Origin of the sequence: Polynucleobacter bastaniensis (assembly GCF_018882205.1) — a bacterium.
Lineage (GTDB): Bacteria > Pseudomonadota > Gammaproteobacteria > Burkholderiales > Burkholderiaceae > Polynucleobacter > Polynucleobacter bastaniensis.
Genome location: NZ_JACVOU010000003.1, coordinates 240,135 through 265,594, shown reverse-complemented (window position 1 = coordinate 265,594; position 25,460 = coordinate 240,135). Strand labels below are relative to the sequence as shown.

The 25,460-nt window shown below is 45.9% G+C and carries 27 protein-coding genes; 24 read left to right on the top strand and 3 right to left on the bottom strand.

The window, feature by feature from the left end; genetic code table 11:
• Positions 1 to 8: 8 nt before the first annotated feature.
• Positions 9 to 1,211 (bottom strand): methionine aminotransferase, encoded by a 1,203-nt coding sequence (locus ICN22_RS07350; RefSeq protein ID WP_216169634.1) that lies wholly within the window; start codon positions 1,209 to 1,211, stop codon positions 9 to 11.
• Between the two features lie 68 nt (positions 1,212 to 1,279).
• Here ICN22_RS07350 and yaaA point away from each other — a divergent pair, with 68 nt between their 5' ends.
• Positions 1,280 to 2,056, top strand: a complete 777-nt coding sequence (yaaA, locus tag ICN22_RS07345) for a peroxide stress protein YaaA (RefSeq protein WP_216169632.1) — start codon at positions 1,280 to 1,282, stop codon at positions 2,054 to 2,056.
• 11 nt (positions 2,057 to 2,067) lie between these two features.
• Complete coding sequence (locus tag ICN22_RS07340; protein WP_216169630.1) at positions 2,068 to 3,279, top strand: DUF2863 family protein; 1,212 nt, start codon at positions 2,068 to 2,070, stop codon at positions 3,277 to 3,279.
• 83 nt (positions 3,280 to 3,362) lie between these two features.
• Here ICN22_RS07340 and ICN22_RS07335 read toward each other — a convergent pair whose 3' ends face one another.
• On the bottom strand, positions 3,363 to 3,737 hold the full coding sequence (locus ICN22_RS07335) for a hypothetical protein (protein ID WP_216169629.1): 375 nt from the start codon (positions 3,735 to 3,737) through the stop codon (positions 3,363 to 3,365).
• Positions 3,738 to 3,749: 12 nt separating this feature from the next.
• Positions 3,750 to 4,739: a malate dehydrogenase gene (locus ICN22_RS07330; protein ID WP_216169627.1), complete on the bottom strand. Its 990-nt coding sequence runs from the start codon at positions 4,737 to 4,739 to the stop codon at positions 3,750 to 3,752.
• 148 nt (positions 4,740 to 4,887) lie between these two features.
• Between ICN22_RS07330 and ICN22_RS07325 the strand changes: the two genes are divergently transcribed.
• The 22 genes from ICN22_RS07325 to purF all read left to right on the top strand — a co-directional run bounded on the left by ICN22_RS07325 (position 4,888) and on the right by purF (position 25,415).
• Entirely contained in the window at positions 4,888 to 5,625 is a 738-nt protein-coding gene (locus tag ICN22_RS07325) for a GntR family transcriptional regulator (protein WP_216169625.1), read from the top strand.
• Positions 5,626 to 5,767: 142 nt separating this feature from the next.
• Positions 5,768 to 6,187, top strand: coding sequence for a succinate dehydrogenase, cytochrome b556 subunit (gene sdhC / locus ICN22_RS07320; protein ID WP_216169624.1), 420 nt, complete (start codon positions 5,768 to 5,770; stop codon positions 6,185 to 6,187).
• Between the two features lie 25 nt (positions 6,188 to 6,212).
• Complete coding sequence (gene sdhD, locus ICN22_RS07315) at positions 6,213 to 6,578, top strand: succinate dehydrogenase, hydrophobic membrane anchor protein (protein ID WP_216169622.1); 366 nt, start codon at positions 6,213 to 6,215, stop codon at positions 6,576 to 6,578.
• A 3-nt stretch (positions 6,579 to 6,581) separates the two neighbouring features.
• Entirely contained in the window at positions 6,582 to 8,360 is a 1,779-nt protein-coding gene (gene sdhA / locus ICN22_RS07310; protein ID WP_216169621.1) for a succinate dehydrogenase flavoprotein subunit, read from the top strand.
• Between the two features lie 17 nt (positions 8,361 to 8,377).
• The gene (locus ICN22_RS07305) at positions 8,378 to 9,082 is read left to right on the top strand and encodes a succinate dehydrogenase iron-sulfur subunit (RefSeq protein ID WP_216169619.1); all 705 of its coding nucleotides are present in this window, start codon (positions 8,378 to 8,380) and stop codon (positions 9,080 to 9,082) included.
• Positions 9,079 to 9,348: an FAD assembly factor SdhE gene (locus ICN22_RS07300; protein WP_216169617.1), complete on the top strand. Its 270-nt coding sequence runs from the start codon at positions 9,079 to 9,081 to the stop codon at positions 9,346 to 9,348. Before ICN22_RS07305 ends, ICN22_RS07300 begins: the two co-directional genes overlap by 4 nt.
• A gap of 47 nt (positions 9,349 to 9,395) precedes the next feature.
• Positions 9,396 to 10,709: a citrate synthase gene (gene gltA, locus ICN22_RS07295; RefSeq protein WP_216169615.1), complete on the top strand. Its 1,314-nt coding sequence runs from the start codon at positions 9,396 to 9,398 to the stop codon at positions 10,707 to 10,709.
• Positions 10,710 to 10,729: 20 nt separating this feature from the next.
• Positions 10,730 to 12,139 (top strand): 3-isopropylmalate dehydratase large subunit, encoded by a 1,410-nt coding sequence (gene leuC / locus ICN22_RS07290; protein WP_216169613.1) that lies wholly within the window; start codon positions 10,730 to 10,732, stop codon positions 12,137 to 12,139.
• A 33-nt stretch (positions 12,140 to 12,172) separates the two neighbouring features.
• Positions 12,173 to 12,358 carry a hypothetical protein gene (locus ICN22_RS07285; RefSeq protein WP_216863505.1) on the top strand — a complete coding sequence of 62 codons (186 nt, stop codon included), beginning with the start codon at positions 12,173 to 12,175 and terminating at the stop codon, positions 12,356 to 12,358.
• 30 nt (positions 12,359 to 12,388) lie between these two features.
• Positions 12,389 to 13,036 (top strand): 3-isopropylmalate dehydratase small subunit, encoded by a 648-nt coding sequence (gene leuD / locus ICN22_RS07280; RefSeq protein WP_216169610.1) that lies wholly within the window; start codon positions 12,389 to 12,391, stop codon positions 13,034 to 13,036.
• A gap of 24 nt (positions 13,037 to 13,060) precedes the next feature.
• Positions 13,061 to 14,134 (top strand): 3-isopropylmalate dehydrogenase, encoded by a 1,074-nt coding sequence (gene leuB / locus ICN22_RS07275; RefSeq protein WP_216169608.1) that lies wholly within the window; start codon positions 13,061 to 13,063, stop codon positions 14,132 to 14,134.
• 55 nt (positions 14,135 to 14,189) lie between these two features.
• Positions 14,190 to 15,353: an aspartate-semialdehyde dehydrogenase gene (asd, locus tag ICN22_RS07270; protein WP_216169606.1), complete on the top strand. Its 1,164-nt coding sequence runs from the start codon at positions 14,190 to 14,192 to the stop codon at positions 15,351 to 15,353.
• Positions 15,346 to 16,719, top strand: a complete 1,374-nt coding sequence (locus ICN22_RS07265) for a FimV/HubP family polar landmark protein (RefSeq protein ID WP_255533895.1) — start codon at positions 15,346 to 15,348, stop codon at positions 16,717 to 16,719. Before asd ends, ICN22_RS07265 begins: the two co-directional genes overlap by 8 nt.
• Before the next feature lie 6 nt (positions 16,720 to 16,725).
• Entirely contained in the window at positions 16,726 to 17,553 is an 828-nt protein-coding gene (gene truA, locus ICN22_RS07260; protein ID WP_216169853.1) for a tRNA pseudouridine(38-40) synthase TruA, read from the top strand.
• A 40-nt stretch (positions 17,554 to 17,593) separates the two neighbouring features.
• Complete coding sequence (locus ICN22_RS07255; RefSeq protein ID WP_216169605.1) at positions 17,594 to 18,268, top strand: phosphoribosylanthranilate isomerase; 675 nt, start codon at positions 17,594 to 17,596, stop codon at positions 18,266 to 18,268.
• Positions 18,269 to 18,299: 31 nt separating this feature from the next.
• The gene (gene trpB / locus ICN22_RS07250) at positions 18,300 to 19,493 is read left to right on the top strand and encodes a tryptophan synthase subunit beta (RefSeq protein ID WP_216169603.1); all 1,194 of its coding nucleotides are present in this window, start codon (positions 18,300 to 18,302) and stop codon (positions 19,491 to 19,493) included.
• A 3-nt stretch (positions 19,494 to 19,496) separates the two neighbouring features.
• Complete coding sequence (trpA, locus tag ICN22_RS07245) at positions 19,497 to 20,294, top strand: tryptophan synthase subunit alpha (RefSeq protein ID WP_216169601.1); 798 nt, start codon at positions 19,497 to 19,499, stop codon at positions 20,292 to 20,294.
• 22 nt (positions 20,295 to 20,316) lie between these two features.
• Positions 20,317 to 21,204, top strand: coding sequence for an acetyl-CoA carboxylase, carboxyltransferase subunit beta (gene accD, locus ICN22_RS07240; protein ID WP_216169599.1), 888 nt, complete (start codon positions 20,317 to 20,319; stop codon positions 21,202 to 21,204).
• A gap of 5 nt (positions 21,205 to 21,209) precedes the next feature.
• Complete coding sequence (folC, locus tag ICN22_RS07235; RefSeq protein WP_216169597.1) at positions 21,210 to 22,535, top strand: bifunctional tetrahydrofolate synthase/dihydrofolate synthase; 1,326 nt, start codon at positions 21,210 to 21,212, stop codon at positions 22,533 to 22,535.
• A 3-nt stretch (positions 22,536 to 22,538) separates the two neighbouring features.
• Positions 22,539 to 23,306 carry an SPOR domain-containing protein gene (locus ICN22_RS07230; RefSeq protein ID WP_216169595.1) on the top strand — a complete coding sequence of 256 codons (768 nt, stop codon included), beginning with the start codon at positions 22,539 to 22,541 and terminating at the stop codon, positions 23,304 to 23,306.
• Entirely contained in the window at positions 23,306 to 23,872 is a 567-nt protein-coding gene (locus tag ICN22_RS07225) for a CvpA family protein (protein WP_216169593.1), read from the top strand. Before ICN22_RS07230 ends, ICN22_RS07225 begins: the two co-directional genes overlap by 1 nt.
• Before the next feature lie 4 nt (positions 23,873 to 23,876).
• A complete protein-coding gene (gene purF, locus ICN22_RS07220; protein ID WP_216169591.1) occupies positions 23,877 to 25,415 on the top strand; it encodes an amidophosphoribosyltransferase in 1,539 nt (512 codons plus the stop codon).
• The last annotated feature ends 45 nt before the right edge of the window (positions 25,416 to 25,460 follow it).

Here is a 25,460-nt window from a genome sequence, read left to right as displayed (position 1 = left end):
TTCCTCATTTATAGGGTTTGTAAACGCTCTAATGCGTTTGAAAGCGTCTTTTCTTCTTTGGCAAAACAAAAACGAATGACGCCTGACTCCACTAGCTTGGCGTAAAAAGCAGAGACCGGAATGGCTGCTACGCCAATCTCGGTCGTTAACCAGGAGCAAAAATCTGCTTCGCTGAATTTGGCCTGAGGGATGCCCAGCTCGGTGTAATTGACACACTGAAAATAGCTTGCCGGCGCCGGTAGTAGCTTGAACTTAGTTTGCTGCAAACCTTGACGAAAGTAATCCCGCTTAGCTTGATAAAAAGAGGGCAATCCTAAGTAGTGATCTGCGTTCTTGAGGTACTCAGCAAGACCATATTGCATTGGCGTATTTACTGTAAACACGTTGAACTGATGCACCTTACGAAACTCGGTCGTCATCGCTGCAGGAGCTGCTACATAGCCCATCTTCCAGCCAGTGACATGATAGGTCTTGCCAAAACTGGATATCAGAAAACTACGCGCTGCTAATTCAGGGTGACTTGCAATGCTGATATGTCGATATCCATCAAACACCATGTGCTCGTAGACCTCGTCGCTTAAGATCAGTGCATTGGTATTTCTGACTAGATTTGCTAGGCGATCAAGATCAGATTTCTGCCAAACCATACCGGTTGGATTGTGCGGTGTATTAATCATAACGAGTCGCGTTTTTGCATTAATTGCTTTTGCTAGATCATCCCAAGGTATTGAGTAAGAGCTCACCATGCCTTGATCATCACGATTGGCAGTCAAAGACACCTCAACAGTTTTACCTCCCGCCAGATCAATTGACGGGCGATAGCTGTCGTAGGCGGGTTCAATGATGACTACTTCATCGCCTGGACTTACGCAGCACAAAATGGCTGTCATGATTCCTTGGGTGCCACCGGCAGTAATGGTGATCTCTGAATCAGGATCGTAATCATGGCCATATAAAGTGGATATCTTTCGTGACACACCTTGGCGTAGCTCTGCAACTCCCATCATCGGTGGATATTGATTGTGATCAGCCAGCATTGCCGCATGAACCTCGGATATCAGCTCTCGATCACATGGAAAATCCGGAAAACCTTGACCTAAGTTAATCGCTTGATGCTTTGCAGCGAGGGCTGACATGATCGTAAACACGGTTGTACCTACCTTGGGTAGGCGACTAGGAAATTCTGGGCTTAGGGCGAGATTTTGGTCCATTAAGGCGGTTTAGGGCAAATAAGGGAGGTAGTCGCTAGAATGGTAGAAATTCATCTTCAAATTGTGCCATGTTGATCGTCCTTTCACCCGCAAAATCCCTAGATTACAAAACCCCAGTTAAGGTCAAAGCTCCAAGCTTGCCAGAGTTTGTCTCAGAATCAGCTAAGTTGATAGCGGATCTCAAGAAGCTCTCGCCTCAAGAGGTCGCCGATTTGATGGGTCTGTCTGACCAGTTGGCCGCATTGAATGTGGGCCGCTATCGTGATTGGTCTAAGAAATTTACGGATGCCAATAGCAAACCCGCTATTTATGCTTTTGATGGTGATGTCTACGACGGATTTGACGTAAAGACACTAAATCCCAAGGCCGTGGATTTTGCGCAAGATCATATTCGAATCTTGTCGGGCTTGTATGGCGCTCTGCGTCCTTTAGATTTAATGCAGCCTTACCGCCTGGAGATGGGTACTTCCTTTAAGAATGCCCGAGGCAAGGATTTATACGCTTTTTGGGGTGAGCGTGTGACCAATTCATTAAAGAAAGTGCTGGAACAACAAAAGAAACCCGTGCTTCTCAATTTAGCTTCTGAAGAATATTTCAAGGTACTGCAAGCCAAAAACTTAGATTGCCCGGTAATTTCTCCAGTATTTCAAGACGGTAAGGATGGTAAATATAAAATCATCTCCTTCTACGCAAAGCGAGCTAGGGGATTAATGGCCCGCTATGTTGTTGAAAATCGGATCACCGATCCCGCAGATTTGAAGGGTTTCAATTTGGATGGTTACAAATATGTTGCCTCTGAATCTAAACCAGAAAAACCGTTATTTAGACGTCCCGAAAGAAAGTAGGAGAGTGCACCATGGCTGTTCATCGCACTAAATCCTCGCAACGCGCTTCTCCAGATGTTGAGCGCCTAGTAGCTGATGCTATCTCTTTGGCGGCCTCTGGCAGTCATATTGAAGACCAATTTTGGGAGGAGCGCTTAAATGTTCGCTTAATGCGTCTTCTCAAAAGCCAAAACCAAAATGTAATCGATGCTTCCTTAGATCAAACGTTTCGCATTAATACGCTAGCCTTCGAGGTGCTTGCTGATTGTGCGGAGACGCTGGCTGAATCCTTAGTTATGGAGCATGAGGGTCAGAATTGGGATGTGCTGCTATTGGCTCTACCAATCGTCGCTCACACCCGCTATCAGATTCCCTCTGGGGCACTACCAGTGAATGTGATTGAATCTACTGCCGCTGCATTACATAGTTCAATAGCTTCTTCGGACACACGCTTAGCGATTGTTCCCTGGCTGTACAGCATCGATCAAATGCCGCACTCCCATTGCCAAACACGTTTGCTAACCGAGGCTTTATCTAGCGCCGCCATTACTGCCAGTGAAGTGAAGATAGAGCTGCGCGATATGTCGGAGACCATTGCGGTTTTAGCTGACCCACGCTTCATCATCGCCGCCGTTGCTGCTCCTTCTGGCATGCCATTATTTCGTTGGCAAGCTGAAGTGCCAACACGTCAAGAGCGTGGCATGAGCTTAATTGGTTGGCAAAATGCGATGCAAGAACCAATTGCTGCACTCTTGCCGGGTTGCGAGTTTGATCTTTTATTGCCAGAGGCGTATTTCACCAACTGTCGGTTGGCAGATAAACAAGTGCGTCCACTGAGCATTCGAGCTGCTGTAAATTTTCTTGAGAGCACTCTCGGTGTGATGCCCGCTGGATTGTCCTGCGTAGTGGGAGCCTTCGGTGAAGATCAGGCAGATGAGTATCGAATTTCTTTTAGCTTAAAAGGCTCTGCTGAAGTGGTGTACGGAGTGATTTGGCCTTTATATGATCGCGAGAGTGTTGCCAATGATGCGCTCAATGACTTGTCTGATGATGAAAGTCCAATGAAACGCATTGCAGATGCACTTCGTAATGCTGGCGTTGAAGACGTCTTCCGCCATGCAATGCTCTTTGACCCTGAGCTTTGTGATGACTGTGGAGCGCCGCTGTTTCCGGATCGATCGGGAGATGCTGTGCATGCTGAGTTACCAGACGATGCACCGATACAGCAACCCTTGTTTCATTAAGCAAATTCAGTCAGCTTTAAACCTGAAAGATAGCAGTAAAAAAGCCGAGAATGTCTCGGCTTTTTTACTATGAAGCATAACTTTTAGTTCTGTACAAAAGGCTCCGAATTCGCAAACAAGTGCGGGAGTTTGCCAGTTTTCATTTCTGCTGTTTGGCAGAAATCAGCAAGGCGAGTCCCAGACTTAATGTTGAACAGCATTGCCTTATTACCCAGTACTACAAGATCGTGTCCAGTAGCGGTATTTTTATAACGTAAGCTTCCTGGTAGAGAATTTTCGCGCTTTAAGTCAAACGTTTTGGATTCCCAAGTGAGGCGAACCGTTTCTGTTGTACCTGAAGTTTTAAATTGCTTACTTTCGCTACAAGTCCAAGTGGATATTTCTTCGCTAGCAGTGACTGGAGCCGAACCTAAAAGGCCGGCCGCAAACAAGCTAGCGATGAGAAGGGTTTGCTTCATATGTATAAATCCTTATGAGAGGAGATGCTTAACACCAGCTTGCTCTTCAAGCAATTCATTGAGCGTGTGGTTCATGCGTTCGCGAGAGAACTCATCAATTTCTAAACCTTCAACCATCTTGTATTCCCCATTCTCACAAACTACTGGATAACCGTAGATTACCTCAGCAGGGATACCGTATTCGCCTTTAGATGCAATACCCATAGTGACCCATTTACCATTGGTGCCCAGAACCCAATCGTGCATATGATCAATTGCTGCATTGGCTGCTGATGCTGCAGAGGACAGGCCGCGCGCTTCAATAATGGCTGCACCACGTTTACCAACTGTGGGAATGAAAGTATCTTTATTCCATGCTGCATCGTTGATGCTGTCTTTGACAGACTGACCATCGATGGTCGCAAAGCGGTAGTCTGGGTACATTGTTGGGCTATGGTTACCCCAAACAACCAATTTCTCAATATCAGCAACAGGCTTGTTTAGTTTGTTAGCCAATTGTGAGAGCGCACGGTTGTGATCTAAGCGCAACATGGCTGTGAAATTCTTCGCAGGAATATCTGGTGCAGATTTCATGGCGATATAGGCATTCGTGTTAGCTGGGTTGCCTACAACCAATACTTTGACTGTTTTCTTAGCTACGGCATTCAATGCTTTGCCTTGTGCTGTAAAAATCTGCGCATTGGCTGAGAGTAAATCTTTGCGCTCCATGCCTGGGCCACGTGGACGTGCGCCAACCAATAAAGCAACATCAATCTCTTTGAATGCTGTCATTGGGTCGGAGTGGGCTGTCATGCCTGCCAACAGGGGGAAAGCGCAATCCTCGAGCTCCATCATTACGCCAGCAAGGGCTTTTTGAGCTTTTTCGTCTGGAATTTCTAGTAGCTGCAGGATAACTGGCTGATCTTTGCCTAATAAGTCGCCATTGGCGATACGAAAGAGGAGGGAATATCCGATTTGACCGGCTGCACCGGTGACTGCAACACGCATTGGGGCTTTTGCCATTACTAATAACTCCAGTTGAGGTTAATTAACTATTTTTTCTATTATCCATTCAAGTGTATGGACTTTTCGATTTACACTATCAATATGTCTTATATAAGATATGAGATAAGTCTCGATTTTATCCAACATCAGTTGTCCTGGAGCCAATTTGTCCCTGATATCCGAACCCATTGCTTCATTTAGCCCGCTCTATGAGCAGATAAAAGCCATGATTTTGGCGAGTTTGCAGGCTTCCGAGTGGTTGCCTGGTGATGCAATCCCCAGCGAAATGGAGCTTGCAGCGCGGTATGCGGTGAGCCAGGGGACAGTTCGCAAGGCGATTGATGAATTAGCTGCCCAAAACTTGCTAATACGTCGCCAGGGTAAGGGTACCTTTGTAGCAACCCACCAAGAGGAAGACTTCCAATATCGCTTTTTGCGTTTAGAGCCTGATTCTGGAGAGAAGTTGCACCTAAAAAATCAGTTTTTAGCCTGCGATATCATCAAATCGGATCCTTATATTACCCAGTTGCTCAAGCTAAGGCCGGATGATTTGATTATCCGGATCGAACGAGTGCAAAGCTCAGTAGGTCGGCCTATCGTTTTTGAAGAAATTTGGCTGCCAGAAGCCCGTTTTAAGGGCTTAAATCTCGAAACGCTCAATGCTTGGTCTGGCCCGATGTATGCCTTTTATGAGTCTGAATACGCCACGCATATGGTTCGGGCGGAGGAAAAAATCAAGGCCGTCTTGGCGGGGCTAGATCTTGCCAAATATCTCCAAGTTTCAGAGGGTACCGCCTTACTTTCTGTTGAGCGTGTGGCTTTCACCTACGGGAATAAACCAGTAGAAATTCGACGGGCTAGGTATGACACTGATGGCCAGCATTACGATAATAAATTGAACTAGGTAGTACACTCAAAATCAGCAAAAACCAGTTTTTAACCCCCTTAAACGCTAAATAGTCCCCACCATCCCCTAGGTTTCTAATAGAATATGTTGCAACACAACAAAACCACATCGAACCTCCACCGAAAGATTGAGATTACCCATGGTTGACGCACAGCAAAATGTAAAAAAAGACAGGCCCGTTTACCGAAATATTGGTCTTGCTCAGTTAATCAAGTACCGCCTTCCTTGGGCTGGGAAAGTTTCCATTCTTCACCGCATCAGCGGAGCGGCACTATTCCTGATGTTGCCATTCTTGCTTTATCTCTTGGATCAAAGCCTGGCTTCCGAGGTCAGCTATCAAACCTTTCAGGCAATTACCGGCCATGCGCTGGTAAAAATTGTCCTTCTTGGATTAATTTGGTCTTTTTTGCACCATTTTTGTGCCGGAATTCGTTACCTTTTGTTGGATTTGGAGATCGGCGTTGAAAAGGCTGATGCCAACCGCTCTGCGATTTTTGTATTTTGTTTAGGACTTGCTCTTACGGCGATTGTTGGCCTCAAATTATTCGGCTTTTACTAAGCGCTTCTCTATTTAAGGAAATTGAATGCCTATTTATCAAATTGGACCTAAGCGTTTAGTTGTTGGCGCCCATTACGGCCTCAAAGAGTGGATTATTCAGCGCGCCACAGCAATCGTGATGGTAATTTTTACGATCGTTCTTCTGGTGGACTACTGCATCACCGGTAGTGCGACTTATGAGGGCTGGGCTTCCTTATTTAGCAACCAGTTCATGAAGCTCCTGACGCTGTTGTTTTTCATCAGTTTGTTTTATCACGCTTGGATTGGTATTCGAGATATTTGGATGGATTACATCAAGCCTGTCAGCATTCGTTTAACACTTCAAGTGTTAACTGTTTTGTATCTCGTAGCCTGTGCGACCTATGCCGTACAAATTTTGTGGAAAGTGTAAGTCATGACCGCGATTAAAAAAGTATTACCACGCCGTCGGTTCGACGCGGTAATTATCGGTGCAGGTGGTTCAGGTATGCGCGCTTCTTTGCAGTTAGCAGAAGCGGGCCTGAATGTTGCGGTATTAACTAAGGTTTTCCCAACACGTTCACATACTGTTGCTGCTCAGGGCGGTATCGGTGCTTCACTCGGTAATATGAGTGAAGATAACTGGCACTACCATTTTTACGACACGATCAAAGGTTCAGACTGGTTAGGTGACCAAGATGTGATCGAGTTTATGTGCCGCGAAGCTCCAAAAGTTGTTTACGAGCTAGAGCACTTCGGTATGCCGTTTGATCGCAATCCAGATGGTACTATTTATCAGCGCCCATTTGGTGGACACACAGCAAACTATGGCGAGAAAGCCGTCCAACGTGCTTGCGCTGCAGCCGATCGTACTGGTCATGCCATGTTGCATACCTTGTACCAGCGTAATGTTCGTGCAAAAACAAATTTCTTCGTTGAGTGGTTAGCCCTTGATTTGATTCGTGATGATGCAGGTGATGTTGTTGGGGTTACTGCGCTCGAAATGGAAACGGGCCAAGTATATATTTTAGAAACCAAAGTAGTCATGATGGCTACCGGCGGTGCGGGCCGTATTTGGGATGCGTCTACCAATGCGTTTATTAATACTGGTGACGGTATGGGTCTTGCAGCACGCGCAGGTATTCCATTGGAAGACATGGAGTTTTGGCAATTCCACCCAACCGGCGTAGCTGGTGCGGGCGTACTGTTGACAGAGGGTTGTCGCGGTGAGGGCGCTATCTTGCGCAACAAGGATGGCGAGCGTTTTATGGAGCGTTATGCTCCTACCTATAAAGACTTAGCTCCACGTGACTTCATTTCACGTTGCATGGACCAAGAGATCAAAGAAGGGCGCGGTTGTGGCCCGAATGGCGATTACGTGGTTCTCGACTTAACGCACATTGGTGCTGAGACCATCATGAAGCGTTTACCTTCGGTTTATGAAATCGGCATCAACTTTGCTAACGTTGACGTTACTAAAGAGCCGATTCCTGTGGTGCCAACTATTCACTACCAGATGGGCGGTATTCCTACCAATATCAACGGCCAAGTAGTTGTGCCAGGTAATGGTTCACAAAACGAGATCGTTAATGGCTTGTATGCTATAGGAGAGTGCTCTTGTGTATCCGTTCACGGTGCAAACCGTTTAGGTACTAACTCCTTGCTTGACCTATTAGTGTTTGGTCGCGCTGCAGGTAATCACATTGTTGCAATGGATCTGAAGAATCGCGAATTCAAACCATTGCCTGCAAATGCTGGTGAAAAAACTTTGGCTCGTATTGCTGCTCTTGATGATTCCACTTCTGGTGAGTATGCGCAAGATGTTGCAAACGATATTCGCAAGACTATGCAGAAATATGCTGGAGTATTCCGCAATCAAGAATTGATGGATGAAGGCGTTCGTCAAATGGCTAAGCTAACTGAGCGCGCTAAGCACATATGGCTTAAGGATAAGTCTGAGATTTTCAATACGGCACGCATCGAAGCTTTAGAAGTTGCGAACTTAATTGAAACTGCAAACGCGACCATGATTTCAGCTGCTGCCCGTAAAGAAAGTCGTGGCGCACATTCACATGATGACCATCAACATCGTGATGATGAGCACTGGATGAAACATACGCTTTGGTATAGCGAAGGTAATCGACTTGATTACAAGCCGGTTGTCCTCAAGCCATTGACGGTTGAGTCTTTCCCTCCTAAAGAACGTACTTTCTAAGAGAAGAGAAATTAAAAATGAGTGATATTCGTATATTTGAAATTTACCGCTACGACCCAGATGTCGATGCTGCCCCACGTATGGAGCGCTACGAGCTTGAATTAACTGGTGAGCGTATGTTGTTAGATGCCTTGATTTCCTTAAAGAAACAAGATGAAAGCATCACCTATCGTCGCTCATGCCGTGAAGGTGTTTGTGGTTCAGATGCTATGAATATTAACGGCAAGAACGGATTAGCTTGCTTAACCAATATGTTAACTTTGCCTAAAGTCATTACATTGCGCCCATTGCCTGGCTTACCAGTGGTGCGTGATTTGATTGTTGATATGACTTTGTTCTTCAAGCAATATCTGTCCATCAAACCTTACTTGGTGAATGACAATCCATTCCCTGAGAAAGAGCGTCTTCAGAGTCCTGAAGAGCGTGAAGAATTGAATGGCTTATATGAGTGCATCTTGTGCGCCTCTTGCTCAACTTCATGCCCATCTTTCTGGTGGAATCCAGATAAGTTTGTTGGCCCAGCTGGTTTGCTACAGGCATATCGCTTTATTGCAGATAGCCGAGATGAAGATACGGCGCAGCGCTTAGATAACCTAGAAGACCCATACCGTTTATTCCGTTGCCATACCATCATGAACTGTGTGGATGTTTGCCCTAAACATCTCAATCCAACCAAGGCTATTGGCAAGATTAAGGAATTGATGGTGCGTAGGGCGGTATGACCCTCAGTAATGCAGAGTTATATCGCTTAAAGAGTGATGCCCGCAGGGGTTTACTTGAAAATGATCTTATTCTGCAGCGTTTTTTTGAGCGCTATGGCTCTCAATTAAGCGTAGAAGAGGGAAAAGTATTGAGCCTGTTATTTGCTTTAGAAGACAATGACTTGATGGACCTTTTAATTAGTCGCAGGGATTCTGTGGCTGGATTAGAAAAAGAATCCCAAGAGGCCTCTTTTAAAGCGGTTTTACAAAAGCTGAGACAAAAGTAATTCAGCAAATTGTAGTAATTATCAATTTGAATGACTAAGGATTAGAAATGATTGAATCGGACATCAAGGCAAAATTATCGTTTTCGGACGGCACACCAGATATCGACTTGCCAATTTACAAGGGTACAGTTGGTCCTGATGTAATTGATATTCGTAAGCTTTACGGTCAAACCGGCAAGTTTACTTACGATTCAGGTTTTTTATCTACTGCTTCTTGTAATAGCAAAATTACTTACATCGACGGTGATAAAGGTGAGTTGCTCTATCGCGGTTATCCCATTGAAGATCTTGCGCATAATTGCGACTTCTTGGAGGTTTGCTATTTGCTAATAAATGGTGAGCTACCTAATGCTACCGAGAAAAAAGATTTTGAGGAATTGGTAACACACCACACGATGGTTCACGAGCAAATGCAATTTTTCTTGCGCGGTTTCCGACGTGATGCGCACCCAATGTCTGTATTAACTGGCTTAGTTGGTGCGATGGCGGCTTTTTACCATGACGCAATTGACTATAGTCAGACTAAGGCACGCGAAATTGCTCAGATTCGTCTGATTGCGAAGATGCCAACCTTGGTTGCAATGTCGTATAAATATTCCGTAGGACAGCCATTTATCTATCCAGATAACTCTTTGTCATACACGGCCAATTTCATGCGCATGATGTTTGCAACTCCTTGCGAAGAGTACAAGGTTAATCCAGTCTTAGTACGTGCTTTGGATCGTATCTTTATCCTGCATGCTGACCACGAGCAAAATGCGTCTACTTCAACAGTGCGTTTGTGCGGCTCCTCTGGTACTAATCCATTCGCTGCCATCTCTGCTGGTATTGCCTGTCTGTGGGGACCAGCTCACGGTGGAGCAAACGAAGCTTGCTTAGAGATGTTGAATGAAATACAGGCTAGTGGTGGCGTAGATAAGATTCATGAGTTCATTGCCCAAGTCAAGGATAAGAACTCTAGCGTTCGCTTGATGGGTTTTGGTCATCGTGTTTATAAAAACTTTGACCCACGTGCAAAACTGATGCGTGAAACTTGCCATGAAGTATTGAAAGAACTAGGTCTGGAAAATGATCCGTTGTTCAAGCTGGCCATGACTCTTGAGAAAATTGCTTTGGAAGATGAATATTTTGTCAGTCGCAAGCTCTATCCAAACGTTGATTTTTACTCCGGAATCGTTCAACGCGCATTAGGCATTCCAACTGAAATGTTTACCTGTGTATTTGCTTTGGCGAGAACAGTGGGTTGGATTGCTCAGTGGGAAGAAATGATTACTGATCCTGAGTATAAGATTGGCCGTCCACGTCAGTTATATGTTGGAGAAACTTCACGCAAGGTTCCCAACATCTCTGTTCGTAAATAAAAAAGTTTTCGAGGGTATTCATGTCACGCACGCTTTATGACAAATTGTGGGATGACCATGTCGTCTATTCCGAAGAAGATGGCACGGCCACGATTTACATAGATCGTCAGTTATTGCATGAAGTAACGAGTCCTCAAGCTTTTGAGGGCCTCAATTTAGCTGGCCGTCCAGTGTGGCGTATCTCTGCTAATCTAGCTGTTTCAGACCACAATGTCCCAACAACGGATCGCTCTGAAGGAATCACTGACCCGATATCTAAGCTACAAGTAGATACGCTGGATCAAAACTGCGACGCCTTTGGTATTACGCAATACAAAATGAACGATACCCGCCAAGGGATTGTTCACGTCATTGGACCAGAGCAGGGAGCAACCTTACCCGGTATGACGGTGGTCTGTGGTGATTCACATACTAGTACACATGGCGCTTTTGGTGCGCTGGCTTTTGGTATCGGGACATCTGAAGTGGAGCATGTATTAGCTACCCAAACTTTGCTGATGAAAAAAAGCAAGAACATGTTGGTGAAGATCGATGGACGCCTTCAACCTGGCTCTACAGCAAAAGATATCGTACTTGCCGTTATTGGAAAGATCGGTACTGCGGGTGGAACTGGTTACACCATTGAGTTTGCTGGTGAAGCTATTCGCAACCTCTCCATGGAGGGTCGCATGACTGTCTGCAATATGGCGATTGAAGCAGGTGCTCGCGCTGGACTTGTGGCCGTAGATGAAACCACGATCGAATACATTCAAGGTAGGCCTTATGCCCCCAAAGGCGAGGCTTTGCGACATGCTTTGCAATACTGGCGTACCCTGCATTCAGATTCAGATGCTCAGTTTGATGCTGTGGTTGAGCTACGTGCAGAAGAAATTGCTCCTCAGGTAACTTGGGGGACTTCCCCAGAAATGGTTTTAGCTATTAGCGGTCGTGTTCCCGATCCTGAAAAAGAGCGCGATGCAAACAAGCGTTCTGCAATGGAGCGTGCGCTTGAATATATGGGTCTTGTGCCCAATACCCCATTAAGCAATATCTCTATTGATAAAGTATTTATCGGATCTTGTACCAATAGTCGTATCGAGGATATTCGTGCTGCCGCCAAGGTGGTCGATCGTCTTGGTAAGAAGGTGGCCACTAATGTGAAATTGGCATTAGTAGTTCCCGGCTCTGGATTGGTAAAAGCTCAAGCAGAGCGTGAAGGTTTAGATCGTGTATTCAAAGCTGCTGGCTTTGAGTGGCGTGAGCCTGGTTGCTCTATGTGTTTGGCAATGAATGCCGATCGCCTTGAGCCTGGAGAGCGTTGTGCATCTACATCGAACCGCAACTTTGAAGGTCGCCAAGGTAATGGCGGAAGAACGCACTTGGTGAGCCCAGCGATGGCTGCTGCCGCTGCGATTGAAGGTCATTTTGTTGATGTTCGTAAGATTTCTTAAGGAGATATAGTGTTTAAATGGTCCTCTTTCACAATGATTAAAAAATTGACGATAGTTGCTGTCATCGGCATCATCCTTTCTGCATGCGCAAACACAATGGAAGGCGTTGGTAAAGACCTTCAAACTATGGGTACCTCTATGGGCGGAAGCAAAAATTCCAACACGCCCAATCAGTCCCAAACTCAAGGGAAAGATGTTGTTGTGACGCCAGTCAAATAAGCGCACAGTCGATATTCAGCAAAGATCACCATGGAAAAATTTACGGTATACAAAGGCTTGGTAGCTCCGCTTAATCGCGAGAATGTAGATACCGATGCCATCATCCCAAAACAATTCTTAAAATCAATTAAGAAAACAGGTTTTGGTCAGAATTTGTTTGATGAATGGCGTTATCTAGACCATGGCGAACCTGGTCAAGACTGCAGTACACGTCCAATCAATCCTGACTTTGTTTTAAATCAACTGCGCTATAAAGATGCCGGTATTTTGCTGGCCCGTAAGAACTTTGGCTGTGGCAGTTCCCGTGAGCATGCACCCTGGGCTTTAGATCAGTATGGCTTTAGAGCGGTCATTGCCCCTAGTTTTGCAGACATCTTTAATAACAATTGCTTTAAAAATGGCCTTTTACCGATCGCCCTCACAGAGTTACAGGTTGACCATTTATTCAATGAAACGCTGGCTTTTAGCGGCTATCAGCTCACAATTGACCTAGGGGCTCAGCAAGTCATCTGTCCTGATGGAACCGCCTTCAGCTTTGATGTAGCACCATTTAGAAAGCATTGCCTGCTGAACGGCTTAGACGATATTGGCTTAACCCTGCAACATGCAGATAAAATCAAGGCTTACGAAGCTGAGCGCATTCTCAAGATGCCTTGGCTTGTGACACAACTGCCGTAGTTTTATAGAGTTAAAGGCTTTTTCATGAAAATTGCAGTCCTACCGGGCGATGGTATCGGCCCGGAAATTGTTGCTGAAGCCGTTAAGGTGCTAAACGCGCTCGGTCTTCAATTTGACCTAGAGACAGCGCCTGTTGGTGGTGCTGCTTATGATGTCGCTGGGCATCCATTGCCACCTGCGACTCTTGAGCTTGCTAAAAAAGCAGATGCTATTTTATTTGGTGCTGTGGGCGACTGGAAATACGATGCCTTGGCTCGTGAACTGCGTCCAGAACAGGCCATCTTGGGTTTGCGCAAACATCTTGAACTGTTTGCCAATTTCAGGCCTGCTATTTGCTATGAAGAACTTACAGCCGCATCAAGCTTAAAGCCTGAAATTGTGAGTGGTCTAGATATATTGATTATTCGTGAACTGAACGGCGATATCTACTTTGGCCAGCCACGGGGTATTCGCACTTCTGAATTGCCTTTATTTAAGGGTGCACGCGAAGGTTTCGACATGATGCATTACAGCGAGCCTGAAGTAGAGCGTATTGGTCGCGTAGCTTTTGAAGCAGCCCGTAAGCGAGGCAAAAAGGTTTGCAGCGTGGATAAGGCCAATGTATTAGAGACTTCACAGTTGTGGCGAGATGTCATGATACGTGTGGGCAAAGAATATCCAGATGTTGAGTTGTCGCACATGTATGTGGATAACGCTGCTATGCAATTAGTTAAGGCTCCTAAGGCATTTGATGTGGTGGTGACTGGTAACTTGTTTGGCGATATTCTTTCAGATGAAGCTTCGATGTTGACTGGCTCAATTGGTATGTTGCCATCGGCTTCATTGGATAAAAATAATAAAGGCTTGTACGAGCCAAGTCACGGCTCAGCACCCGATATCGCGGGGAAGGGTATTGCCAATCCACTGGCAACGATTCTTTCTGCTGCCATGATGCTACGTTACTCATTGGGTTTACCTGACCAGGCCGATCGTATTGAGACGGCGGTCCAAAAGGTGTTATCTCAAGGTTTTCGTACCACTGATATCTACACTGAAGGCACTAAAAAAGTTTCTACCGTTGAAATGGGCAATGCTGTAGTTGCCACTCTTTCTAAATAAAAATTACTCATACTCGAAAATATTTCAACACCCACTGAATAGATAGTTGATCATCATGTCAAATACAAAAACTCCCTTAGTAGGCTTAGTCGGCTGGCGCGGTATGGTGGGTAGCGTTCTTATGGAGAGAATGCTGGCTGAAAAAGATTTTGATTTGATTGAGCCTGTATTTTTTAGCACCAGTCAGACTGGTGGCACAGTTCCACTTTTAAATGGTCAAAAAGTGACTAAGAGTGAAAATATTTTGCTGGATGCGAATGACATCAAGGCGCTAGCGCGTTGCGACATCATTTTGACTTGCCAGGGCGGTGATTACACAAATGAAATTTTCCCTCAGTTACGTGCCGCCGGTTGGCAAGGTCATTGGATCGATGCGGCAAGTGCGTTGCGGATGAGGGATGATGCGGTCTTGGTGCTTGATCCAGTAAATCGCTCAGTGATTGATAAAGCATTAGCGGCTGGTGGAAAAAACTGGATTGGCAGTAACTGTACAGTCAGTTTAATGATGATGGCTATGGGCGGTTTAGTGAAAGCCGATATGGTTGAGTGGATCAGCGCCATGACTTATCAGGCTGCTTCTGGTGCTGGTGCGCAAAATATGCGCGAGCTACTGTTGCAGATGGGGGCATTGCGCGATAGCGTAGCAACCGAGTTGGCTGATCCTTCATCCTGGATTCTGGATATCGATCGCAAAATTACCGAAACTTTGCGTTCGCCAGATTTCCCCAAGATAAACTTTCGAAATACTCCCTTAGCGGGCAGTTTAATTCCTTGGATTGACGTTCCTGTTGAGAACGGTCAAACAAAAGAAGAGTGGAAGGGCGGAGCTGAATTTAATAAGATCTTGGGTCGACCTGCGTTTAGAGCCCCGGGTAGCATTCCCATTGATGGTATATGTGTTCGTGTTGGTGCGATGCGCTGCCATTCACAAGGCCTCACCGTCAAACTCAAAAAAGATATTCCGCTTAAAGAGATTGAGGCAATATTGGCTAATGACAACCAATGGGTCAAGGTAATTCCGAATGATCGAGAGACAACTGAACGTGAATTATCTCCAGCTGCTGTTAGCGGCACATTGACGGTACCTATCGGACGATTGCATAAGATGGCGATGGGCCCTGAATATCTGGGTGCTTTTACTGTAGGCGATCAGCTTTTGTGGGGTGCTGCCGAGCCCTTACGTCGAATGTTAAGAATTCTATTGGATAGCATTGCCTAATACTCAGATGCTGAAATTTATCTTTGCTGGTTTTATCGGAATTGCGCTATCGACTAGTGTCTTTGCTGTTAGCTTAGGCAAGGCGAATTTGGTATCTAGCCCTGGGGAAAGCCTTCGAATTGAGGTGCCCATCGAGCTAGCCTCAGATGAGCAAGCTCTGTTATCAACTTTATCGGCATCAATTCCATCGGCTAGCGCTTATGAGCGCCTTGGTATTTCACCAAAAATTTTGGACTTCAACACCCAAGTCATGGTGTATCGATCAAAGGATGGACGCTTGATGGTTTTGGTAGAGACCGTGAAAGCCGTGCCGATCTCTGAGGATATTTTTGTAGATTTATTGCTGACCTTAAATTGGTCAACAGGTTCAATCACTAGGATATATACATTTTTGAATGGGGCTTTGCCTAAGTTTATTGTGGAGCCTGGACAAACTCTATCTTCGATTGCTTCACAGATGGATCCAGGTTCTCCAGAGTTTTCCACTGACCAAAAAATGATGGCTTTGTATCAGGCCAATCCAGATGCTTTTGCGGGTGGCAATATCAATCGTTTGCGAGCTGGTTCTGAACTCTTGATTCCTGATCCTGCCGCAGTGCAGGCAATTGATTCTAAGCTTGCTAAAGACTTTGTAGACTCGGCAGCGCAGCGATGGACCGAGAAAAAGAGTGATCAGGCTAGCGTAGAAGTTAGTGTGGATGAAGTTATTAAATCTGAAAATCGTTTGAAGATCGGCTCTAGTGGAGACCGAGATGCGGATAACAAGCGCATTACAGAAGAAATAGTCGCACAAGAAAAAATTCTCGAACAAACTAATGCTAGAGCACAAGAGTTAGAGAAGAATATTTCAGACTTAAAAAAATTATTAGCTGAACCTCAAGGCACCCCAGAGGTGCTTGAATCTGGAAAAACTGGCTTTAACGCAAAGGCCCTTTTTCTTGGCTTATTGGCTCTTTCTTTAATTACCGGTCTTTTGATTTGGTTCTTCATCCGCAATTCGCGCAAAACCCCATTGCCGCATATCCATGCTCGTGACACCCCAGTGGAACAAGAGCAGGCGCAATCTTCATCAGTCGATCACCATAGAAGTGATCATGCTCATCATGAGGGGATCTCTGATAAAGCCAAGGCTTTATTCGGTAGTATTAATCTGGATTTACCAGTTGCTAAGCCTACTACGTCAGATTTGACGCCTGATGAGCTCAGGGTGAGATTGAATCTAGCACGAGCCTACATCACTATTGAAGATTTTTCTGCCGCCAAGAAATCTTTAGAAGAGATCGTTCGTATCGGCGCATCAATTGATCCTGAGATTGTGGTCGAAGCGCGAGGTGTTTTGACCGAGCTGTCACATAATAATAGTTAAATCTTGATGCGTATTGCCCTCGGACTTCAGTATGACGGCAGTGCTTTTTCTGGTTGGCAGACACAGGTAAATCAGCCTACTATTCAGGATGAGTTAGAGAGAGCTATTGCCTCGTTTGTTGGTAAAGATGCACAGAACTCTCATTCTATTCGCGTTATTACTGCCGGTCGAACAGATGCCGGAGTTCATGCATTAGGTCAAGTTGTTCACTTTGATGTCGAGGTTAATCGGGATAACTGGTCGTGGGTGAGAGGTGTTAATGCATTCCTACCAGAATCTATTGTGATCAATTGGGCTCAGCCGGTAACAGATGAATTTAGCGCTCGATATTCTGCTTACGAGCGTACTTACATCTATGCTTTGCATGCAGGTCCTTGTCGATCCCCTATGACTGCCGACCGTGCTGGTTATGTAATGCTTCCTGCAGATCGCTGGTTTGATATTAACGCGATGAGATTGGCTTCGGAATGTCTGATTGGTGAGCATGATTTCACCTCTTTCCGCTCCTCAGAATGTCAAAGCAAGACTCCAGTGAAGACCCTGTATTCCATCGAAATTTTCTCAGATGAGCCGTGGCTGTATTTTAGGATTAAAGGAAATGCTTTTTTGCACCATATGGTTCGCAATTTAGTGGGGAGCTTCATCCAAATTGGCGTTGGCAAACAATCACCGCATTGGATGGCCGAAGTTTTAGCTGCAAAAGATCGTAGCGTTGCAGCACCCACGTTTTCACCTGCAGGCCTCTATTTAGGGCAAATTACCTACCCGAAAGAATTTAATATCCCAAAACCATGGCTTTCAAATTCTTGGTTGCCTAAGGCAATTTTGGATTAAATATGCCTCTGAGTGTCCAAGACCCTTATCATTTCCCCATATGGGCTTAATAACAAACTCCCCAGGCCGAACTAGGGTCAAAATCTGCGGTCTCAAGACGCCGTCTGACGTTGATGCCGCCATTGCCTCTGGTGTTGACGCGCTCGGCTTCGTGTTTTACCCTCCTAGCCCTAGGGCTGTCACCCCAAACATAGCTGCTACCTTGATTTCTGGGCTTCCAGCAGGGGTTGATGCTGTCGGATTGGTTGTTAATGCTACCGATGCTGAATTTGAGGCTATTAGGGCTGTTGCCCCTATTACTTTGTGGCAGTTTCATGGGGATGAGTCCCCTGAGGAATGCCATCGTCTAGCGGCAGGTCAGCCGTGGATGAAGGCTGCCCGTGTTGGGTCAGGCTTCGCGTTTGATGATTTTTCCCTACAATATAGACAAGCAAATGCTCTTTTGCTCGATGCACTCGTTGAGGGCTATGGAGGAGGGGGCGTTCCTTTTGATTGGTCAGGAATTCCACAAGCATGGATAAGCGCAAACGCGCCTCGGGTCGTTTTGAGTGGTGGATTGAACGTTCACAACGTGGGCGAAGCTATTGCTCGTCTACATCCTTGCGCGGTTGACGTCTCTAGTGGCGTAGAAATCAGCAAAGGTGTAAAAGACCACGCCTTGATGAAAGCGTTTATCGAGGCAGTGCGTGCAGCAGATGCAAGCACGCCAACTTAAACATTTGCTGTAACTAATTAAAGAGGTATTTATGTACGATAAGCCAGATGCACGAGGACACTTCGGTCCTTATGGTGGCGTATTTGTTTCTGAAACGCTCATGTTTGCTTTGGATGAACTGAAAGCGGCTTATGCAAAATATCAATACGACCCAGAATTTCTAGAAGAATTTAATTACGAGCTTAAACATTTTGTTGGTCGTCCATCGCCGGTCTATCACGCGAAGCGTTGGAGTGAAATTTTAGGCGGCGCTCAAATTTATCTCAAGCGAGAAGATTTAAATCATACTGGTGCACACAAAATTAATAACGTGATTGGTCAAGCGATGTTGGCCAAGCGTATGGGTAAGCCGCGTATTATTGCTGAGACTGGAGCAGGGCAGCATGGTGTTGCCACTGCAACTATTTGCGCCCGCTTTGGTTTGGATTGCACTGTGTATCAAGGTTCTGTTGACGTAGCCCGTCAAGCACAAAATGTGTTTCGCATGAAATTACTTGGTGCAAAAGTGGTGCCTGTTGAATCTGGAACCAAGACTCTCAAAGACGCACTCAATGAGGCAATGCGTGATTGGGTTACTAATGTGGAAGATACCTTCTACATCATTGGCACTGTTGCTGGTCCCCACCCATACCCAATGATGGTCCGTGACTTTCAAAGCGTGATCGGGGAAGAGTGCAAAATACAAATGCCGGTAATGACTGGGCGTCAGCCTGACTATGTCATGGCCTGCGTTGGCGGCGGTTCTAACGCTATGGGTATTTTCTATCCTTATATTGATTTCCCGGAAGTAAAATTGATTGGCGTTGAGGCTGCGGGCCATGGCCTCAATAGTGGCCTTCACTCCGCAGCGCTTTGCGTTGGTAAGCCAGGCGTATTGCATGGTAATCGCACTTATCTTTTGCAAGATGAAAATGGACAGATATCAGAAACGCATTCGGTTTCTGCTGGCATGGATTACCCTGGTGTTGGCCCCGAGCATGCATGGTTAAAAGACTCAGGTCGCGCAGACTATGTGGCAATTACTGATGAAGAGGCCTTGAAAGCTTTTCACGACTGCTGCCGCATTGAAGGCATTATTCCTGCCCTTGAATCTGCTCATGCAATTGCATATGCATGCAAATTAGCGGCCACGCTCCCTAATGATAAAACGATCTTGGTGAACTTATCTGGTCGTGGTGATAAGGATATGCATACCGTTGCCCAAGCCACTGGTTCTGAGGGCTAATTCATGTCAAAAATTACTGCACTATTTACTGAACTAAAAGCCAGCGGAAAAAAAGGTCTCATCCCTTTTATTACTGCTGGTGATCCCGATCCAAAACTCACTGTTGAATTAATGCACGCATTAGTTCGCGGTGGCTCTAACGTCATTGAACTTGGGGTGCCATTTTCTGATCCGATGGCAGATGGTCCTGTCATTCAACGCTCGTCTGAAAGAGCGCTGACACAAGGCGTCACTCTGCGTGGTTGCTTAGAAATGGTGAAAGAGTTTCGTAAAATCGATATAGACACACCAGTCGTCTTAATGGGTTATGCCAATCCAGTCGAGCAGATGGGAGCAGACCGCTTTGCGAAGGAAGCTAAAGCTGCCGGAGTTGATGGTGTTCTGATCGTGGACTACCCTCCAGAGGAGTGTGTTGACTTTGCTGCCCAAATGAAGCTTGCAGGTGTTGACCCTATTTTTCTATTGGCACCTACTTCATCATCAGAGCGTATAAAAGATGCGGCCAAAATAGCTTCAGGTTATATCTATTACGTTTCTATGCGGGGCGTAACAGGCGCATCTCATCTGAATACCCAAGATGTGGCCAGCATTATTCCGAAGATTCGTGAAGCTACATCAATTCCGATTGCAGTAGGTTTTGGTATTCATGATGCGGAAAGTGCCCGTGCAGTATCAAAAACAGCAGATGCGGTGGTGATTGGTAGTCGAATTATTCGTCTTTTGGAGGATTCTGCCCCTGGCCAAGCGGTACAATCACTCGAAACCTTCATACGTGAGATTCGCGTTGCTTTAGATAGTTAATGTACTGGATAGTTAAAGACTGATGAGCTGGATCGATAAATTACTACCCCCACAAATCCAACATACGGATCCTGCTAATCGCAAATCTGTGCCTGAGGGACTTTGGGTTAAGTGCCCCAGCTGTGAAACCGTGCTCTATAGCACTGATATCGAAGCAAATTTATCGGTTTGTCCAAAATGCAGTCACCATATGCGCATTGGTGCCCGTCAGCGCCTCGATAGTCTTTTAGACCCAAAAGGCCGCTATGAGATCGGTGCAGATATTTTTCCGATCGACCCACTCAAATTTAAAGATTCCAAAAAGTACCTTGATCGCCTAAAAGAAGCTAGCGATGCCTCCGGCGAATCCGAGGCCTTAATTGTTCTTGGTGGAAAGATCGAAAGCATTCCAGTGGTTGCTGCCTGTTTTGAATTCCAATATATGGGTGGCTCAATGGGTTCGGTTGTGGGTGAGCGTTTTGCTCGCGGTGTTCAAGAGGCCATTGCCAAGAAGTGTGCTTTTATTTGCATCACCGCAACAGGTGGTGCGCGTATGCAAGAGAGCTTACTGTCTCTTTTTCAGATGGCCAAAACAAACTCGATGCTGACTTTGCTATCTAAAAAAGGTTTGCCTTACATCAGCGTCTTAACAGACCCAACTATGGGTGGAATTTCTGCCAGCTTCGCGTTCATGGGTGATGTTGTGATGGCTGAACCAAAAGCCTTAATTGGTTTTGCTGGGCCGCGCGTGATCGAGCAAACTGTTCGCGAAAAATTACCAGAAGGTTTTCAGCGCTCTGAGTTTTTAATGCAAAAGGGCGGCATCGATATGATTGTTGACCGTCGGCAGATGCGTGGTGAGATTGCCCGTTTATTGGCTTTGCTCCAGCAACTTCCTGAGCCTGCGATTGCGGGTAGCGCAGCTGTATAAAGCGCTTGAATCCCGCCCTCCAAAACCCCACCCTTTTTTCTAGCTTAACGGCTTGGCTTAGTCATCTCGAAACAGCTCACCCGGTTGGTATTGACATGGGTCTTGCGCGTATTAGTCGTGTTAAAGATGCGCTAGGCCTTCACTTCGATTGCCCGGTTATTACCGTAGCTGGCACCAATGGCAAGGGTTCTACTTGCGCCTATCTTGAAAGTATTTTGCTGGCGTCCGGGTATAAAGTCGGCTGCCATATGTCGCCCCATTTGCTCGTCTTCAACGAGCGTGCTCGCGTTAATGGCGAAGAAGTAAAAGATGATCTTTTGCTAGAGCATTTCGCAGCCGTTGAAAAAGCGCGCGTCAGCTTAGAGAATGCACCAACCTTAACGTATTTTGAATTTACCACCTTGGCCATCATGCATTTATTTTCCAAGTCTCAATTAGATGCAGTAGTGCTTGAAGTCGGTATGGGTGGTCGTTTGGATGCGGTCAATATTGTTGATACAGATTGTGCGATCGTTACGAGTATTGATATTGATCATGTTGATTTTCTGGGTGGCACACGCGAGGCAATCGGTTTTGAAAAGGCTGGTATTTTCCGGGCTGGCGGTATCGCGGTCTGTGGTGATCCAGTGCCTCCACAATCTTTGATTGATCATTCTGAAAAACTCGGATGTGATTTGTGGCTACAGGGTCGTGACTATAACTTTCAGGGTGACAAGCAGCAGTGGGCTTGGGCAGGGCGTCAAAAGCGCTTTAGTGGTCTAGGTTATCCTGCATTACGTGGTGCCAATCAGATTCTGAATGCATCCGCTGTGATTGCCGCATTGATGGCTTTACATCAGCGACTGCCAGTAAGCGCGCAGGATATTCGCAATGGCTTTGCTATGGTGGAGCTGCCCGGTCGTTTTCAGGTTCTACCAGGTCAGCCCACCATTGTTTTGGACGTTGCCCATAATCCGCATGCAGCAGCAACCTTGGGTCAGGGCTTGGATAAGATGGGATATCACCCCTATACCTATGCCATTTTTGGCGCCATGGCGGATAAAGATATTACTGGCGTTATTAAGCCCCTGTTGAGTAGTGTGGATTTCTGGTTTTGTACTGATTTACCAACCCCCCGTGCCGCTAGTGCCATGGCCCTATCTGAGAAGCTGGTAGATCTGGGTGTGTCCATCAAAAATGGTGAAGATGGTGGGATTGAGAGCTTCCCAGATCCTGCTGCAGCGTATCAAAAAGCGCTTTCTATGGCCGGTGAGGGTGATAGAATTGTCATCTTCGGATCCTTCTATACCGTTGCCGGCGTAATGGCATATCGAAACAACCAGGCCCATTGATCCATGATTCGTTTATCGAAGCTTTTTAAGCGAAACTCTGAGACTGAAGACCTTGATCGGGCTTCGGTGAGGGGTCGTCGTACAGTCAATAAATTAGCTCCCCGTAGTTTTCAGCGTGCTCAAGAAAATGAAGAGCTAGCGCTTACAGAAGATCCAGATCAGCAACGTGCCCGTCATCGTCTGATTGGTGCGGCTGTCCTAGTGCTAATTGCGGTGGTTGGCCTTCCTCGTGTTTTGGATAATAAGCCCAAGTCTGTAAATAACGATATTGCTGTGAATATTGTGACTAGCTTGCCTACTCCTAACGTTGCAATGCCCGCAAATGACGAGAGGGTAAATCCGAATGCTGCTGTTGAAGCGCCTGCGAAAGAAAAAGCGCCTACGCCGCCCAAAGAAGTCGTAAAGACGCCATTTCCAACGTCAAGTAAAACAAATTCTATTAGTGGTTTGGCCGCTGGTGAAGAAGTGATTGCTGCGCCAGAGACAATCACTAAATCAAAAACTGAAGAGCTTCCAAAAAAATTGGGGCCTGGTAAATATGTCATTCAGGTTGGTGCTTTTGCATCTGAAGATCGAGCTAAGGGCTGGATAGCGAAGATGAAGGATCAGAAGATTCCGAATTTTGTTTTAAATAAAACCGGCACCGACGGTGTAAAACTGTATTTATTAAGAGCAGGGCCTTTTACTGATAAGGATGCTGCTGAAGCTGCTGAGAAAAAAGTGAAGGCTATGGGTCTATCTCCAAAGCTAGTTGAGGTGGAAGCCCCTTAATGGAATATTTATCCACCTTGAACTTAACTACGGTGGATTATTTCACCCTGGTAGTGCTGTTAGTTTCTGGATTGGTTGGGATTTCTCGGGGTCTTTTTAAAGAGGTGCTAGCACTAGCCTCTTGGTTTGTAGCTGCTTGGGTTGCTTATCACTATACCAACTACCTTTCGGTTGAATGGTTATCTACTTTTCATATGGATGAGTTATTGAGTTTGGGTGTGAGTTTCCTCATTCTATTTATTCTTACCTTGATTGTCTGTGGTTTGATCGGCAATGTGATTCAAAAGATTATTTTATCTGCTGGTTTGAGTATGACAGATCGATTTCTCGGTCTTGTTTTTGGCTTAGCGCGTGGTGGTGTCGTTGTCGTAGTGTTGGCTACATTGGCGGCCTTGACTCCCATTCCTCAGAGTGTCGCTTGGCAAAAGGCCATTACCCGTCCAGCCATCGATATGGCAACTGGTTTAATTAAAGGGTGGTTGCCAGCTGATTGGGCAAAACAATTAGGTGATGCAATACCTAAAATTACCCCCACCATTACACCTTCATTAACAATAGGGATCTAGGCTTATGTGCGGCGTCGTCGGAACGGTTTCCCACTCCCCAGTAAATCAGCTCATTTATGACGCATTGTTGTTGCTACAACATCGCGGTCAAGATGCTGCTGGCATGGCAACAATGAATGGCAATTCATTCACGATGCATAAAGCCAATGGTCTTGTGCGAGATGTATTCAGAACTCGCAATATGCGAAGTCTAGTAGGCAGTGCTGGGATTGGTCAGGTTCGTTATCCAACTGCTGGCTCGGCAAGCAGTGAGGAAGAGGCTCAACCGTTTTATGTCAGCGCTCCTTACGGCATTATTTTGGCTCACAACGGCAATCTGACAAATGCGGCTAGCCTGCGTGTAGAGATGGCTTACCGCGATCGTCGCCATATCAATACCAGTTCAGATACAGAAGTGTTGCTAAATGTATTGGCCGATGAACTTCAAAAAGAGACCAATAGCGCTGCATTAGATGAGAGTGCGATGTTTAACGCTGTTACACAAGTCACTAAGCGTGTTAAAGGCTCTTATGCTGTAGTTTCTTTGATAGCTGGCTATGGCTTATTGGCATTTCGCGATCCGTTTGGAATTCGTCCCCTTTGTATTGGACGCATGGATACACCAAAGGGTCCCGAGTGGATGATTGCCTCTGAGTCTGTAGCGCTCGATGGCCTTGGCTTTACCTTTGTGCGTGATGTTACTCCTGGTGAAGCAATTTATATTGATTTGGATGGTAATTTCACTTCACGTCAGTGCGTTGCTGATGCAGTTCTGACACCTTGCATTTTTGAATACGTTTACATGGCTCGTCCGGACTCCACGATTGATGGCGTGACTGTTTACAACGTACGGATGCGTATGGGTGACTATCTTGCCGAAAAGATCCGTAAAGAAACCATTCCGGGTGAGATTGATGTGGTTATGCCCATTCCTGACTCAAGTCGTCCAGCCGCAATGCAGGTTGCTAAACGTCTGGGCGTAGATTATCGCGAAGGATTCTTTAAGAATCGCTACATCGGTAGAACCTTCATCATGCCGGGTCAGGCTGTTCGTAAAAAATCAGTCCGTCAAAAACTCAATGCCATGCGTATTGAGTTCAAAGACAAGACAGTACTCATTGTGGATGACTCTATTGTTCGGGGGACTACCTCATTTGAGATTGTGCAGATGGCACGAGAGTCCGGCGCTAAAAAAGTAATTTTTGCTTCTGCTGCACCACCCGTACGATTCCCTAATGTGTATGGCATCGATATGCCAACTCGTAGTGAGTTGGTTGCTTACGGCCGCACCGATGAAGAGATCAATAAGATGATTGGTGCAGACCAATTAATCTACCAAAGCGTCGAAGATATGAAGCAGGCCGTGAAAGATATCAATCCTGATATCCAGAATTTTGAGGCGTCTTGTTTTGATGGCTATTATGTTACCGGCGATATTAATGAATCTTATTTAGATGCCCTAGAGGCCGCTCGCAATACTTCTGAGGCCAAAGCTGACCGCCAACGCGATTCTAGTGACTTTGCCCGTTCGCAGCTACATTTGCACCTGGCCACAGAAGACTAAAAACAACGATCGAGTTCCTCGGACATGCGTGTCTGGGGCAATTCT

Coding starts and splice junctions, on each gene's coding strand:
- ICN22_RS07350 (WP_216169634.1), bottom strand. CDS start 1,211: ATGGACCAAAATCTCGCCCTAAGCCCAGAATTTCCTAGTCGCCTACCC.
- yaaA (WP_216169632.1), top strand. CDS start 1,280: ATGTTGATCGTCCTTTCACCCGCAAAATCCCTAGATTACAAAACCCCA.
- ICN22_RS07340 (WP_216169630.1), top strand. CDS start 2,068: ATGGCTGTTCATCGCACTAAATCCTCGCAACGCGCTTCTCCAGATGTT.
- ICN22_RS07335 (WP_216169629.1), bottom strand. CDS start 3,737: ATGAAGCAAACCCTTCTCATCGCTAGCTTGTTTGCGGCCGGCCTTTTA.
- ICN22_RS07330 (WP_216169627.1), bottom strand. CDS start 4,739: ATGGCAAAAGCCCCAATGCGTGTTGCAGTCACCGGTGCAGCCGGTCAA.
- sdhC (WP_216169624.1), top strand. CDS start 5,768: ATGGTTGACGCACAGCAAAATGTAAAAAAAGACAGGCCCGTTTACCGA.
- sdhD (WP_216169622.1), top strand. CDS start 6,213: ATGCCTATTTATCAAATTGGACCTAAGCGTTTAGTTGTTGGCGCCCAT.
- sdhA (WP_216169621.1), top strand. CDS start 6,582: ATGACCGCGATTAAAAAAGTATTACCACGCCGTCGGTTCGACGCGGTA.
- ICN22_RS07305 (WP_216169619.1), top strand. CDS start 8,378: ATGAGTGATATTCGTATATTTGAAATTTACCGCTACGACCCAGATGTC.
- ICN22_RS07300 (WP_216169617.1), top strand. CDS start 9,079: ATGACCCTCAGTAATGCAGAGTTATATCGCTTAAAGAGTGATGCCCGC.
- gltA (WP_216169615.1), top strand. CDS start 9,396: ATGATTGAATCGGACATCAAGGCAAAATTATCGTTTTCGGACGGCACA.
- leuC (WP_216169613.1), top strand. CDS start 10,730: ATGTCACGCACGCTTTATGACAAATTGTGGGATGACCATGTCGTCTAT.
- ICN22_RS07285 (WP_216863505.1), top strand. CDS start 12,173: ATGATTAAAAAATTGACGATAGTTGCTGTCATCGGCATCATCCTTTCT.
- leuD (WP_216169610.1), top strand. CDS start 12,389: ATGGAAAAATTTACGGTATACAAAGGCTTGGTAGCTCCGCTTAATCGC.
- leuB (WP_216169608.1), top strand. CDS start 13,061: ATGAAAATTGCAGTCCTACCGGGCGATGGTATCGGCCCGGAAATTGTT.
- asd (WP_216169606.1), top strand. CDS start 14,190: ATGTCAAATACAAAAACTCCCTTAGTAGGCTTAGTCGGCTGGCGCGGT.
- truA (WP_216169853.1), top strand. CDS start 16,726: ATGCGTATTGCCCTCGGACTTCAGTATGACGGCAGTGCTTTTTCTGGT.
- ICN22_RS07255 (WP_216169605.1), top strand. CDS start 17,594: ATGGGCTTAATAACAAACTCCCCAGGCCGAACTAGGGTCAAAATCTGC.
- trpB (WP_216169603.1), top strand. CDS start 18,300: ATGTACGATAAGCCAGATGCACGAGGACACTTCGGTCCTTATGGTGGC.
- trpA (WP_216169601.1), top strand. CDS start 19,497: ATGTCAAAAATTACTGCACTATTTACTGAACTAAAAGCCAGCGGAAAA.
- accD (WP_216169599.1), top strand. CDS start 20,317: ATGAGCTGGATCGATAAATTACTACCCCCACAAATCCAACATACGGAT.
- ICN22_RS07230 (WP_216169595.1), top strand. CDS start 22,539: ATGATTCGTTTATCGAAGCTTTTTAAGCGAAACTCTGAGACTGAAGAC.
- ICN22_RS07225 (WP_216169593.1), top strand. CDS start 23,306: ATGGAATATTTATCCACCTTGAACTTAACTACGGTGGATTATTTCACC.
- purF (WP_216169591.1), top strand. CDS start 23,877: ATGTGCGGCGTCGTCGGAACGGTTTCCCACTCCCCAGTAAATCAGCTC.